This window comes from Vagococcus fluvialis (assembly GCF_003337315.1).
GTDB classification, from domain to species: domain Bacteria; phylum Bacillota; class Bacilli; order Lactobacillales; family Vagococcaceae; genus Vagococcus; species Vagococcus fluvialis.
Map to the genome: position 1 here is coordinate 1 of NZ_QPJV01000021.1, position 14,616 is coordinate 14,616.

The window sequence follows — 14,616 nt, forward strand, 5'->3', positions numbered from 1 at the left end:
ATTCTAGAAGATTTCGTGGTACAGATATCTTTGAACAAATATTTTACGGCATATTAGAACAGTGTATTGAAGCTGAATTAGTGGATACTTCTGAAGTATTTATTGATGGTACTCATATAAAAGCACATGCAAATAATAAAAAATATGAAAGTAACGAAGTTACTGAAGAAACTCTTTTTTATGTGGAATCACTGCAAAAAGAAGTTGAAATAGATAGAGAAAAAAGATTAAAAAAGCCCTTAAAAAGAAGAGAGGAAAGTGAAAATCAGGTAAAACATAAAAAAATTAGTAAAACAGATGATGAGAGTGGTTGGTTCCATAAAGGAGAGCATAAACAGGTTTTTGCTTATGCTGCACAAGTAGCATGTGACAAGAATGGTTGGGTTTTAGGATATACAACTCATCCTGGTAATCAACATGATAGTCGGACATTCATCGATATCTATAATAAATTACAAAGTCACTTTACCTTAGATAAATTAGTAATGGACGCTGGGTACAAAACACCTGGTATAGCCCATTTATTATTTCAAAATAATTTAACACCAATTTTTCCATATAAAAGACCTATGACCAAAAAAGGATTTTATAAAAAACATGATTATGTTTACGATGAATACTACGATCAATATATCTGCCCTAATATGAAAATTTTAAGCTATACAACAACTAACAGAGACGGATATCGTGAATACAAAAGTAATACGACTGATTGTAGTCAATGCCCTTTGATTGCCTATTGTACTGAGTCAAAAGAAAAGAGAAAATTAATTCAACGACATTTATGGGAAAATGATATGGAACGTTGTGAAGACATACGTCATTCCCTTGGAATGAAAGCTATATATAATAATCGAAAACAAACAATTGAGCGATTATTTGGAACGGCAAAAGAATTTCATGGCTTACGTTACACTAATTTAATTGGGAAAGAAAAAATGCACATGAAAATTGGGCTCACTTTCGCATGTCTTAACATTAAAAAATTAGCAAAAATGCTTAAATTAAGAGACCTGAAGGGCTCTATTTTTTTATCTATTTTGGGAATTTCATCAAAAATAATGATAAGATACAAAAAAACAAACCAATTACTCTTTATGAGCAACCGGTTTGTCTTCAATCTGAAACTAATTCCTTTGAATTAGTTTTTTTATTTAAAGTCTTTTGAATTTCGAAAAACAAAGGTATATTGAATATGTGATAAAAAAACCGGAGTGATTAAAATGGAATATTCAACGAAAGAATTAATAAAAATAATTAATAATGATGACCCTAAATCTAATAGTTATATTGGTGCCTTAGATATTTACCGAAAGTTAATCATTTACTATCAATCAGCTATTGATGAAGTAGAGACTAAGCTAAGAATTATTAATAGAGAATTAACTGGCTCTAATATTGTAGGTCGAAATGATATGATTCACCAAATTCAAAGCCGAGTTAAAACCTTAGGCAGTATTATTGCTAAGCTTGACCGAACGAATTCACAATTTTCAAAAATCTCTGTTGAAGAAGAATTAGCTGACGTTGCAGGATTCGAGTTATTTGCTCCTATGTTGATGATATTTATGCGATTCTTAATTCACTAAGTCATCAAACAGATATTAGTATTTTGGAAGTTAAAGATTATATTGAAAACCCAAAACCAAGTGGTTATCGAAGTTTGCATGTTATTTTAGAAATTCCAGTTTTCTTTTTTAAAGAAACAAAACAAGTAAAAGTTGAAATTTAATTTAGAACAATTGCTATGGATTACTGGGCAAGCTTAGAGCATGGTCTAAGATATAAAGAAAATGACATTGACGAATCACTGACTTGTCGTTTAGAAAATTCAGCTAAAATGATTGCTTTAATGGAAGAAGAAATGTTAGCCATTAGAAATCAAATGGAAGCTAAATAACTAATAAAAATTAACCTGAGAAAAGAGGGCTGAAACGTGAAACGATTACAAGAAATTTTAGAAGATAATAAAGGATAATATGAACTGTTTGAAAAAACTGAAAAAGATATATTAAGTTTATCTTTTGTCAAAGAACCAAATATTTCTTTAAAAACAAGTAAAGTTGGTGGAGTTGGTTATCTACCAAAAGAGACTGACTATCCTAAAACAAAGGAAGGTGTTCCCTTAAAGTTATTAGCACAAATTAATTTTAGTGAAATGCCAAATCTATCTCCTTATCCAACAGAAGGAATTTTAGCCTTCTACGTCAATACATTTGATGATTAATTAGGGATGGATTTTGATAATCAACTTAATCAAGATGGATTTAGAGTCTTGTACTTTGATGACATTACTAGAGAAAGTCATAGCAAAGAAGAAATAATTAGTTTGCTAGAAGATGTGCGAAAAGAGTCCTATGATGTAGTGGAGGAAGAGTTACTAGTAAAGGGCGAGTTAACGACTCAATTTTTAGTGACAGATAGTTTAGATTTTGAAAAAGAATTTGGACAAGGTTGGGACGACTATTTGGAATCTCATTTTCCTGAAAAACATGATAAAATTGCTGATATGATTTTTGAACTTGATAGTGTTGGTGGTAGTCTACTAGGTGGTTATCCTTTCTTTACTCAAGAAGATCCAAGAAAATATATCGAAGACATTTCCCAAACTGAATTACTGTTTCAACTAGACACAGATAGCCAAGGGATTATGTGGGGCGACTCAGGTGTTGGAAACTTTTTTATCTCAAAAGAAGATTTAAAAAATAAGGACTTTTCAAACGTATTTTATAACTGGGATTGTTATTAAAAAGAGAGGTTGTGACAGAAGTGACTTATTTATTTATGAGTCTTTTTTTTTATAAAGAAACAAAGAGCCACTAAAAGAATAATCGGGAAAATATTTACAGGGAAAAACAAGGCTATGAATAGCGCAACTCCAATAGGAGAGTCGATAACGGTAATAGCCATAGAGCTAGCTAAGACGCTTGTCACAAATAAAATATCAAAGCTAGAGAAGGCTTGTGAGAGTGTAAAGCCAAATAAAATGGAAGCAAAAACGATTGGAAAAATATCTCCTCCAACCCAGCCAGTTTGTAAACAAACTTCTAAGAAGACTAGCTTAAGTAACACAACAACTAATAGGAAAAACATAGAATAGTGTAGATACTTATCAGGGACTTGCCCTAAACTAGTTTGGCCTGAAAATAGTAAGCTAGGTAAAAAAATACCAATCAAACTAATGGCCAATGAACCAATTAAAGCTTTTTTTATTGGGCTGTTTTGCCAGAAGTTAAATATTTTCTTCATTTGTTTTTTTAGAAGAAGATAGGCTTTCCCAGCAAGTAAGCCAACTAAAACTAATGGCATAAAAAGGAGCAAATCTCTTAATTCCCAATTAGAAGTTCCCATTTTACTAATAAATGAAGGTTGCTCAGTTAATTTCATTAGTACAGTAAATGCAAATAAACCATTAAAGACAAATAAGGTATTAATAAAGATTTTCAGTTGTTTCCATTTCGGATGAGTTGGAGCTAAATTTTTTTGATATGTTTGGGCATATTTGGTTGGATGAAGCATTCGTTTTAATTGTTCTGATTTTTTTAATGTTACAAATTCTTTTTGTTGAAAAAATAAATAGCGTAATTTGTCAGATTGCCAAACAGAAAGCATCACTAAAGAACTTAAAAGAGCAGCCTCAGGTCCAACTCCAGCCCCAAAAATTAAAACAATCAGTGCGACGGTTAAGTTTTTTAAGACTGGTGTGTAGGTAACGGTTTGTTTTTGTTTTAACTCTGAAATGGTGTGATGAGCGACTTCAGGGTAATTCCCCCATCTATTTTTAAGAAATCCGATTAAAACACCGCCAAATACTGTAGCTAGTAAAATAAGGATAGGTTTACCAAGTAAATGATTCCAAAGAGTATGAGACAGATTACTTTCTAAAAAAATAAAAATAAAAGATAAACCACCGATAATAGCACTTAGTAAAATGCCGTAAAGGGCTAAGTATAAAGATTGTTGATATTTAGTCATGTGAAGAATCCTTTCGTGTAGGAATTAAGTGATTAAAGTCTAGACCCACATTAACAAAGTGAATAATTTTAGGGTTATCAATATAATAGAAAATTTGTTTTCCGTCTCGCTCACTTTGAACTAAGTTATTCTTTTTTAAAATTTGTAAGTGATGGGAAGTCGTTGAGATACTAGCATTTAGTAACTCAGCTAAATCACTAACACATAGTCTTTTTTCATGGACTAATACAAAAACAAGTTGAAATCTAATTTCCTCAGACATGAGTTTGAAAAAAGCACTCAGAGTTTTTGTATCTAGTTCCTTTAAGAGAGTTTGGATATGAGAGTCGTTCATTAAAGATTCCTCCTATTTTGGAAGTTTATTTGATAGTATCGTAACATAAAATAAGAATCATTCAAAGGGATCTAAGAATGATTTTTAATAAGAATAGAGTCTCATCATGTAATCATTGAAATACTAAAATAAAGTGAGTATAATTAGTTTAATCTTAATCAAGAAGAAGCAATCAAGAGACAAGCTTTCTAAGTGGAGTCTTTTTTTAATTTAAAAAAGGAGGGGTCATATGCCAAAAGAAAAAGTATTAACAGATAAAGAAGTTATCAATATGGTTTCAAGTTATATGAGTCCAGAGCATGTTGAGTTTGTTCAAAAAGCATGTGACTATGCAACAAAAGCACATGCGGAACAGTTTAGACAATCAGGAGAACCTTATATTGTTCATCCAATTCAAGTTGCTGGGATTTTAGCTGAACTTCATATGGATCCACACACTGTTGCTACAGGATTTTTACATGATGTGGTGGAAGATACTGATGTGACATTAAAAGATTTAGAGGAAGAGTTTGGTCCAGATGTTGCCATGTTAGTTGATGGTGTGACAAAACTAGGTAAAATTAAATATAAATCTCATGAGGAACAACTAGCAGAAAATCACCGTAAAATGCTTTTAGCCATGTCCCAAGATTTACGCGTTATTATGGTAAAACTAGCTGATAGAGTTCATAATATGAGAACTCTGAATCATTTAAGAGAAGATAAACAAAGACGTATTGCTAAAGAAACTTTAGAAATTTATGCGCCACTTGCTCATCGTTTAGGGATTAGTTTAATTAAGTGGGAGTTAGAAGATAGATCACTTCGTTATTTAAACCCAAGACAATATTATCGTATTGTTCATTTGATGAACTCAAAACGTGGCGAGCGTGAAATGTACGTAGAGCAAACTGTTGAAGAAATTAAAGAAGCGACAGAAGATTTAGGCATTGAAGCAGTTATTTACGGCCGTCCTAAACACATTTATTCGATTTACCGTAAAATGAAAGATAAGAAAAAAGATTTTGCTGAAATCTATGACTTATTAGCTATTCGCGTGTTAGTAGACTCGATTAAAGATTGTTACGCGGTCTTAGGGGCGATTCATACAAAATGGAAACCACTTCCTGGAAGATTTAAAGATTACATTGCAGTTCCTAAGAATAATATGTATCAATCTCTTCATACAACAGTTATTGGACCAAGTGGTAACCCAATTGAGATTCAGATTAGAACTCATGAAATGCATGAAATTGCAGAGTTCGGGGTTGCAGCTCACTGGGCTTATAAAGAAGGTAAGACTGAAAAACAAGAAGATAAAAATGCAAACCAAATCAGCTTGTTACGTGAAATTATCGAACTACAAGATGAAAATTACAATGCTTCAGAATTTATGGATAATGTAAAAGGGGAAATCTTTAGTGATAAAGTGTATGTCTTCACGCCAAAAGGAGATGTAACAGAACTTCCCAAAGGTTCTGGACCACTAGATTTTGCTTATAATATTCATACCGAAGTAGGTAATAAAACAACTGGTGCTAAGGTAAATGGTAAGATGGTACCTCTTGATTATAAACTTAAAAATGGAGATATTATTGAAGTTCTAACGTCTGCTAATTCATTTGGTCCAAGTCGTGACTGGGTTAATTTAGTAGCAACAAGTCGAGCGAAAAATAAAATTAAACGTTTCTTTAAAGATAAAGACCGTGATGAAAATGTGGAAAAAGGTCGCACAATGTTAGAGCGTTATTTATTAGAAAACGACTTTGCACCAAAAGACTTTTTAACAAAAGAAAAATTAGCTGATGCTCTAGAGCGTTTTAATTATCAAACTGCGGATGATTTATTTGCTTCCATTGGATTTGGAGAAGTAACCACTCAAGTTGTGTACAACCGTTTAACTGAAAAAGAACGTAAAGAGCGTGGTGTGAAGAAACAACAAGAAGAAGCAGAAGAGCTAATGAATCAGCCTGTTCAAAAGAAAGACCCTAATAAGATGAAGATTCGCCATGAAGGTGGTATCGTGATTCAAGGGGCAGATAATCTATTGGTTCGTATTAGCCGTTGTTGTAATCCTGTTCCAGGAGATGAAATTGTGGGCTATATTACAAAAGGACGTGGCGTTTCTATTCACCGTAAAGACTGTCCAAATATGAACAGCTCCGAAGAAGTTCAACAACGTCAAATCGAAGTTGAATGGGAAGATACTGCAGCATCAGGCAAACAAGACTACAATGCAGATTTAGAAATCTATGGTTACAACCGCACTGGTCTTTTAAATGATGTATTATTAGTTGTTAATGCTCATACGAAACGCTTAGTTGGTGTTGAAGCAAAACCAGTTAAAAATAAGATGGCAGTCATTCATTTAACTTTAGGGATTCAAAATTTAAGTCACTTAGAACAGATTGTAGATAAAATCAAGGCTGTTCCTGAAGTTTATAGTGTTCGCCGTACAAATGGTTAAAAGGAGATACTTATGAAAGTCGTATTGCAAAAGGTCAAACAAGCTGATGTTGTTGTTCAGGAGGTTTCACTTGGAGAAATACAAACAGGTTATGTACTTTTAGTCGGTGTTGCTGATGGTGATACTGAAAAAGAAGCAGACTACCTAGCTAAAAAAATAAATGGCTTACGTATTTTTGAAGACGTTGAAGGTAAGATGAATTTAGATATTCATCAAGTAAAAGGAGACATTTTATCGATTTCTCAGTTTACTCTTTTAGCAGATACTAAAAAAGGAAATCGCCCAAGTTTTACAAAATCAGCTCATCCAGAAGAAGCCCTTAGACTTTATAACTATTTTAATGAGCAGTTGCGAAAGTTTGATTTAGTTGTTAAAGAAGGAGAGTTTGGCGCTCACATGTCAGTGAGTCTGATTAATGATGGACCAGTGACAATTATATTTGATACAGATAATAAATAATCATAAAAAAGAGATGACGGATAATTGAAGTTTTCTCTTTTTTATTATTAGTTAATGAAAGGGGTTTACTATGAAAGTTGTAATCATTGGAGCATCTTTTGCAGGTATTCATTGTGCACTTAGAGCAAAACAACTTTATCCATATGATCAAATCATATTAATTGAAAAAGAAGAGCAGCTAGGATATTTACCAAGCGGTTTAACACTTCTACTTAATGGAAAAATAAAAGAGTTAAATGAGGCAACCTTTATGACAAAAGAAGTCTTAGAAAATAAAGGTATTCGTTTAATGTTAGGTGTCAGTGCAACAGACTTTAATTTTGAAGAAGATTATGTAGAAACGACAAGTGACAGAATCTATTATGACAAACTAGTTTTAGCTATGGGTTCTTCTCAAATATCTCAAAAATTAGTTAGTAATCATCCTGGCTTTTTAACCTATAAAAAGAAATCAGAAGCAAAAGATTCTTTAGAGCGTATTGAGTCAAGTGAAGAGATAGCTGTTATCGGGGCAGGGCAGACTGGGATGGAGTTAGCTAGTGCCTTAGTTACAAAAGGTAAAAAGGTAAAACTTTTTGAAAGTATGAATTACCCACTCTATAAATCCTTTGATCCAGATGTGATTGAACCTTTAATTAATGAGTTAAACCAAGAAAAAAATATCACTTCTTATTTCTCTCAAACTGTAAAAGATGTAGAAGATACTAAACTAGAAAATGGATTAAATTTAATCACACAACAAGAAAGTGTGTCATGTGATTCAGCCTTTCTAGCCACTAATGTTAGACCTGATTTATCGATGTTTAAAGAGAAACTTGAGTATCATACAGATCAAACCTTAAAAGTTGACGAATACTTCGAGACATCACAACCTAATGTTTTTGCCATTGGGGATTTAGTGCAAGTGCCGTCTATGTTATTGAAGCAGTCACTCTATTTACCATTAATTAATAATGCTGTTAGATCAGGTCAAGTTTGCGCTGAGAATTTAGAAAAGAAAAAAGTAGCTTATCACGGCGCAATCAGAGTGATTGGCACTCATATCTTTAATCATTATTTAGCAAGTTGTGGTTTAACAGAAGCGGATTCTTTTCTTTATGAGGACCCTGTTGAGAGCTTGACGTTAAATTTACCTGTGTCAACAGTAGAAAAGGAAAAAACAGTTCGTGTGAAGTTTACCTATAATGAAAAAACAAAAGTCTTATTAGGAGCGCAAATGATATCAAAAGCTAATATCTTAGAGAAAATTAATACTTATGCCTTAGCGATTGATTTAAAAATGACCATTCAAGAATTGGCTCAAAAAGATTATTTCTATCATCCTTTATATGCTAACCCAGTCTCAGATATGATTCAATTAAGTCAAAGAGGTTAACTGAAAATGAATTATGAAAGTTTATTAGATAAAAGAGAAGCAACACAATTAAAATTATTAAAAGAATTAATGCTTTCAAATGGCAAGGGAACTATTTCTTTAATGGCTAAAAAATTAAAAGTTTCGAAAGTTTCATTAGAGAACTATATAGAAGATTTACATGATGTCCTTGAAACTTACAATGGAGATATTAAATTAATTGAAGAGGGTGCTAATTTAAGGCTAAGTATGACAAATACTTTTTCTATGACACAAGTAGAGACAGACTTTTACCTAAATGGAATTAAATATCAAATTTTAAATTATTTGTTTCATCATAGAGAGTTTTCTCCTGTATTTTTATCGAATGAATTATTAATTAGTGAATCAACTCTTTTTAGAAAAATTAAAGAGTTAAATCAAGTTCTAAAAGAATTTGAAATCAGCATTTGGCAAGGCAAATTAGTGGGAGAAGAGTCTCAAATTAGATATTTTTATTTCCAGTTTTATTGGTATTTAACAGAATCAAAAAAAGATAAGCTAACAAATAGCGAGACGACTTATTTAGGAATGATTGAAAAAGCTTTAGGGCTTAATCTATCCTTTGAAAGTCAGAAAAAAGTTAGTCTTTGGATGAGTATTACGAAAAAAAGAGTGGCTGTAGCTAATCAAGATTATAAAAAATTAGCTAAAAAATGCCAACCTTATGAAAAAGACGAGCTATATCTTCGCGTCAGAGAAACAACTTTAAGAATGATTGGCCACTACGCCATTGAAATCGAAGAAGAAGAGGCAATGTTGCAGTTTACATTTTTAATTTCAATGGGAATTCTTTCAGAAACAGATTTTGATGAGTATGCTTTAGTTAGATCCAGGTTTACACCAACTGCACTTCTTGATACGGTGATTTTAGAAAGTCTTTTGATGTACTATAAGCCGTTAATCATGCCTAGAAAATTGGAGAAACATCTTTATTTTTTATTAGCTCAAATTCATCCAAGACTTTATTTTTTTAAAGGGGATATTGAGGTCTACAACCAAGCTAATATTTGGAATATAGAAGAATATTTATCAGGACACTCTATGAGAGTTATTACCAGTCATTTATTAAATATCGCTCAAAAACAACTTAATTTAGTCGATGATACAGAAAATAGCTTACTAGCCATTACGGAGATTAAATACTTAAGTGTTGTGGTGATATTAGACAGTGTCATGAATCGTGATGTGACAGTGGGGATATCATTAGAGATGGATAGCTTATTTAAAGAAGCAACAACTAATATGTTAATGGTTCAATTAAGCAGTATTAACGGCGTGATTTGTGAGCCGTACCAATTAGATAAAACCTATGATTTAATTTTAACGAATAATCAATTAGCAAAATGGGATACAGAGTATTATGTTTTCTCAGAACTTGGGACTAAGTATGATTTCAAAAAAATTAAAGAAACTATTCGAAACATCTATACCAAAAAGAACAATCCTAAATTAAATAATAGCTTACTATAAGTGAAAAGAGATACTATTAGATTTTTTAATAGTATTTTTTTGTTATTTAAAGGGAATGAGTAGATGTGTGAAATGGTGATAAATATAGGTTTAGTCTATTTATTATTTATATTTTAGCTAAACAGTCACTTTTTTTAAAATTTTATTTAAAAAATGACTGTTTAAAGCCTGAAAAAAACGTTATCATAGGTGTACAGAAAAGAAAGCGTTATCTTTTTTATTGATTAAGGAGGAAGAAAAATGACAGAAAAACAGTACATCATGGCAATCGACCAAGGGACAACAAGTTCACGAGCAATTATTTTTGACAAAGCAGGAAATAATGTAGGAAGTTCTCAAAAAGAATTCACTCAAATTTTCCCAGAATCTGGTTGGGTTGAACACAATGCCAATGAGATTTGGAATTCTGTACAATCAGTTATTGCTGGAGCTTTGATTGAATCAGGTGTTAGACCAGATAATATCAAAGGAATTGGGATCACTAACCAACGTGAAACAACAGTAATTTGGGATCGTAAAACAGGAAAACCAATTTACAATGCTATTGTTTGGCAATCACGTCAGTCTGCACCAATTGCAGATCAGTTAAAAGAAGATGGACATGCTGATATGATCCACAAAAAAACTGGTTTAGTTGTAGATGCTTACTTCTCAGCAACAAAAGTTCGCTGGATTTTAGACAATGTAGAAGGAGCTCAAGAGCGTGCTGAACGTGGAGAACTTGCTTTTGGTACCATTGATACATGGTTACTATGGAAATTAACAGATGGTAACGTTCACGTAACAGATTACTCAAATGCAGCTCGTACAATGATGTATAACATTATGGATTTAAAATGGGATGATGAAATCTTAACATTATTAAACATTCCAAAATCATTATTACCAGAAGTCAAAAGTAACTCAGAAGTTTACGGACACACTCAAAGTTATCATTTCTACGGAAGTGAAGTACCAATTTCAGGTATGGCTGGTGACCAACAAGCAGCATTATTTGGTCAATTAGCATTTGAACCTGGAATGATTAAAAATACTTACGGTACAGGTGCATTTATCGTAATGAATACAGGTGAAAAACCTCAAATTTCTAAAAATAACCTCTTAACAACTATTGGTTATGGTATTAATGGAAAAGTTTACTACGCTCTTGAAGGTAGTGTGTTCGTTGCAGGATCTGCTATTCAGTGGTTAAGAGATGGCTTACGTATGATTGACACAGCACCAGAATCAGAAGCAGTTGCTAATGCATCAACTGGAGATAATAGTGTTTATGTAGTACCTGCTTTTACAGGACTTGGAGCACCTTACTGGGATTCAGATGCGCGTGGAGCAATCTTTGGTTTAACTCGTGCCACAACAAAAGAAGATTTTGTTAAAGCAACTTTACAAGCTGTTGCTTACCAATCTAAAGATGTTATTGATGCAATGAAAGAAGATTCAGGTATCGATATTCCGCTTCTTAAAGTAGACGGTGGAGCAGCTAAAAATGATACATTAATGCAATTCCAAGCTGATATCTTAGATATTGATGTAACTCGTGCACCAAACTTAGAAACAACAGCTCTTGGAGCAGCTTACTTAGCTGGTTTAGCAGTAGGTTTCTGGGCAGACTTAGATGAATTAAGAGAATTCCAAGGAGAAGGAAGTACCTTCAAACCAGATATGGCTTCAGAAGAAAGAGAAGAGTTATATGCAGGCTGGAAAGAAGCTGTAGCAGCAACACAAACATTTAAACGTATTGGAAAAAAATAGTTAATAGAAATGAAGGATGATTAGGATGAGTTTTTCCATTAAAGATCGTAAAGCATCAATCGATGTGGTTAAAAATAAAAAAATGGACGTATTAATCATCGGTGGTGGTATTACAGGTGCTGGAGTTGCTGTTCAAACAGCAGCTTCTGGCATGACCACTGCTTTGGTTGAAATGCAGGATTTTGCAGAAGGAACGTCATCTCGTTCAACAAAATTAGTTCACGGTGGTATTAGATACTTAAAAAACTTTGATGTTGAAGTAGTATCAGATACTGTTAAAGAACGTGCGACAGTTCAAAGAATCGCTCCCCATATCCCAAAACCAGATCCGATGTTATTACCAATTTACGATGAACCAGGTTCAACTTTTTCTATGTTTTCAGTAAAAGTAGCCATGGATTTATATGATCAATTAGCAAAAGTAACAGATACGCCTTACGCTAACAAAGTATTAACAAAGGATGAAGTAATTAATAGAGTTCCTAAAATTAATACAGATAAGCTTTTAGGAGGTGGTTTGTACCTAGATTTTAGAAACAATGATGCAAGACTTGTGATTGAAAATATCAAACAAGCTGCTCTTGATGGTGCCTATGCGTTGAGTAAAACAAAAGTAATTGGCTTTACTTATCATGATAATGGTCAAATTTCAGGAGTTAAAGTGGAAGATCAATTAACAAAAGAGGTTTATTCTATTTTTGCTAATGTAGTTATTAATACAACAGGCCCTTGGTCAGATACTATTAGACAACTTGATAGTGATGACTCATTTGTACCAGTGATGCGTCCAACAAAAGGGGTTCACTTAGTCGTTGATAAATCAAGATTAAGTGTTTCTCAACCGACTTATTTTGATACTGGTAGGCATGATGGTCGTATGGTTTTTGTTATTCCAAGAGAGGATAAAACTTATTTTGGGACAACAGATACAGACTACACAGGAGATTTAAAGCGTCCATTGGTTACAAAAGAAGATGTGGATTATTTACTGGAAATCATTAATCACCAATTTCCAGAATCTCATATTGTTATTGAAGACATTGAAGCAAGCTGGGCAGGTTTAAGACCTCTTATATCTGAAAATGGTGGCTCAGATTATAATGGCGGTAATAATGGAGTTATGTCTGAATCAAGCTTCAATCACATTGTTGAAACAGTTTCTGGCTATTTAGATGAAAAAAATTCAAAAGAAGATGTTGAAAAAGCAATCAAATCAGCAAAATCTAACTTAAGTGAAAAAGCCAATTCTTCTATTTCTAGAGGAAGTAGCTTAAAAGTCGATGAAAAAGGCTTAATCACTTTAGCTGGTGGTAAAATAACTGACTATCGTTTAATGGCAGAAGGTGCAGTTAAATTAATTGCTGATATCCTAAAAACTAATTTTGATGAAAAATTTGACTTGATTGATTCAAGTAATTATCCTGTTTCAGGTGGTCATTTTGATCATACAAAAGTCGATGAAACATTATCAAAATTTGCAGTATTAGGTAGAGAAAAAGGTTTAACAGAAACAGAGGCTGAATTTATAGCGCATTTATATGGCTCTAATACAGAAGATGTTCTGGATTATCTAAATGAAGAAGTACCAGGTTTAACAAAAGCTGAATCAGCTAGTTTGATGTACGCTTTAAATCACGAAATGGTTTTAACACCGGTGGATTATTTATTAAGAAGAACTAATTACCTATTATTTATTAGTGATCAACTGGATAGAATCAAAGAACCAATTATCAAAAAAATGTCAGAGTTTTATGATTGGGACAGTGAGTTAACTGAGAACTATCGTTTAGAATTAGAAGAAGTTATTAATGAATCAAAACTAACTAATTTAAAAAAGGAGAAATAAATCATGAGTGGAGATACTTTACAAATTTTTAGTGAATTTTTAGGAACACTTATTTTAGTTTTACTTGGTAACGGTGTAGTAGCTGCAGTTTCTTTAGAAAAAAGTAAAGCACAAGGCGCTGGTTGGGTAGTTATTACATTAGGTTGGGGTGCAGCAGTGACAATTGCTGTTTATGCTTCAAGCTTTATGGGACCAGCTCATTTAAACCCTGCTGTAACACTAGGTATGGCAGTTGCTGGTAATATTGGTTGGAATTTAGTAGCGCCGTTTATTATCGCTCAAGTTCTAGGTGGTATTGTTGGAGCAGCTCTTGTATGGATTACATATATGCCACACTGGGAAGCAACAAAAGACGAAGCAGCTATTTTGGGAACTTTTGCAACAGGACCTGCTATTAGAAGTCCATTTGCTAACATGATTACTGAGTTAATCGGTACATTTGTTTTAGTATTTGCTTTATTAGCATTTGGCCGTACAACTTTTGCTGATGGTATGAATCCATTAGTTGTTGGTGTGTTAATTCTTTCTCTAGGTTTATCTCTAGGTGGGCCTACTGGATATGCAATTAACCCTGCCCGTGACTTAGGACCTCGTATCGCTCACCAAATTTTACCAATCGCTAACAAAGGTGAATCTGACTGGGGTTACTCTTGGGTACCAGTTGTTGGACCAATGTTAGGTGGTTTATTAGCAGCTTTAGTATGGGGATTAATTCCTTAAAAATAAAAAAGTGTGAAGAGGTTTTATTCTACGGTATCCTCTTCTCATAATTAAGGAAGTGTGACTTATTTTGTCACACTTCCTTTTTTGTTTTTTAGGGTTATGTATATTAAAAATAAAAAAGGCTCTTCGTCAAATGATGTGGATGAGTAAAATTAAGTGAATTTAGGCAGCAGAAACCGAATGGCTTTTGCTGCTTTTTTGTTTGTCTTTAAAGC

At 32.9% G+C, this 14,616-nt stretch carries 13 protein-coding genes and 1 pseudogene; 12 read left to right on the top strand and 2 right to left on the bottom strand.

The window, feature by feature from the left end; translation table 11 throughout:
- From DFR54_RS12935 to DFR54_RS12945, 5 genes and pseudogenes are all read left to right on the top strand, one after another.
- On the top strand, positions 1-1,145 hold a 1,145-nt coding region (locus DFR54_RS12935), incomplete at its 5' end, for an IS1182 family transposase (RefSeq protein WP_114290567.1).
- 78 nt (positions 1,146-1,223) lie between these two features.
- Positions 1,224-1,589, top strand: coding sequence for a nucleotidyltransferase family protein (locus DFR54_RS13425; RefSeq protein ID WP_227276353.1), 366 nt, complete (start codon positions 1,224-1,226; stop codon positions 1,587-1,589).
- The gene (locus tag DFR54_RS13430) at positions 1,574-1,732 is read left to right on the top strand and encodes a hypothetical protein (protein WP_249033391.1); all 159 of its coding nucleotides are present in this window, start codon (positions 1,574-1,576) and stop codon (positions 1,730-1,732) included. Before DFR54_RS13425 ends, DFR54_RS13430 begins: the two co-directional genes overlap by 16 nt.
- Before the next feature lie 15 nt (positions 1,733-1,747).
- Positions 1,748-1,900, top strand: coding sequence for a hypothetical protein (locus tag DFR54_RS13435; protein ID WP_227276352.1), 153 nt, complete (start codon positions 1,748-1,750; stop codon positions 1,898-1,900).
- Positions 1,901-2,041: 141 nt separating this feature from the next.
- Positions 2,042-2,749: pseudogene (locus DFR54_RS12945) on the top strand (YwqG family protein).
- A gap of 29 nt (positions 2,750-2,778) precedes the next feature.
- Here the strand turns inward: DFR54_RS12945 and DFR54_RS12950 are convergent.
- On the bottom strand, positions 2,779-3,975 hold the full coding sequence (locus DFR54_RS12950) for a chloride channel protein (RefSeq protein ID WP_114290568.1): 1,197 nt from the start codon (positions 3,973-3,975) through the stop codon (positions 2,779-2,781).
- Complete coding sequence (locus tag DFR54_RS12955; protein WP_114290569.1) at positions 3,968-4,309, bottom strand: ArsR/SmtB family transcription factor; 342 nt, start codon at positions 4,307-4,309, stop codon at positions 3,968-3,970. The genes DFR54_RS12950 and DFR54_RS12955 overlap by 8 nt, the downstream gene beginning before the upstream one ends.
- Before the next feature lie 229 nt (positions 4,310-4,538).
- On the opposite strand from DFR54_RS12955, the gene DFR54_RS12960 reads away from it, so the two are divergent.
- The 7 genes from DFR54_RS12960 (at position 4,539) to DFR54_RS12990 (ending at position 14,398) form a co-directional block, all read left to right on the top strand.
- Entirely contained in the window at positions 4,539-6,755 is a 2,217-nt protein-coding gene (locus tag DFR54_RS12960) for a RelA/SpoT family protein (protein ID WP_114290570.1), read from the top strand.
- A gap of 12 nt (positions 6,756-6,767) precedes the next feature.
- The gene (gene dtd / locus DFR54_RS12965; RefSeq protein ID WP_114290571.1) at positions 6,768-7,214 is read left to right on the top strand and encodes a D-aminoacyl-tRNA deacylase; all 447 of its coding nucleotides are present in this window, start codon (positions 6,768-6,770) and stop codon (positions 7,212-7,214) included.
- A gap of 70 nt (positions 7,215-7,284) precedes the next feature.
- A complete protein-coding gene (locus tag DFR54_RS12970; protein ID WP_114290572.1) occupies positions 7,285-8,589 on the top strand; it encodes an NAD(P)/FAD-dependent oxidoreductase in 1,305 nt (434 codons plus the stop codon).
- A gap of 6 nt (positions 8,590-8,595) precedes the next feature.
- On the top strand, positions 8,596-10,080 hold the full coding sequence (locus tag DFR54_RS12975) for an AcpB/EbpR/MafR family transcriptional regulator (RefSeq protein WP_114290573.1): 1,485 nt from the start codon (positions 8,596-8,598) through the stop codon (positions 10,078-10,080).
- A gap of 240 nt (positions 10,081-10,320) precedes the next feature.
- Complete coding sequence (glpK, locus tag DFR54_RS12980) at positions 10,321-11,832, top strand: glycerol kinase GlpK (RefSeq protein ID WP_114290574.1); 1,512 nt, start codon at positions 10,321-10,323, stop codon at positions 11,830-11,832.
- 25 nt (positions 11,833-11,857) lie between these two features.
- Positions 11,858-13,678 (top strand): type 1 glycerol-3-phosphate oxidase, encoded by a 1,821-nt coding sequence (gene glpO, locus DFR54_RS12985; protein WP_086341107.1) that lies wholly within the window; start codon positions 11,858-11,860, stop codon positions 13,676-13,678.
- A gap of 3 nt (positions 13,679-13,681) precedes the next feature.
- A complete protein-coding gene (locus DFR54_RS12990; RefSeq protein WP_086341108.1) occupies positions 13,682-14,398 on the top strand; it encodes an MIP/aquaporin family protein in 717 nt (238 codons plus the stop codon).
- Positions 14,399-14,616: the final 218 nt, after the last annotated feature.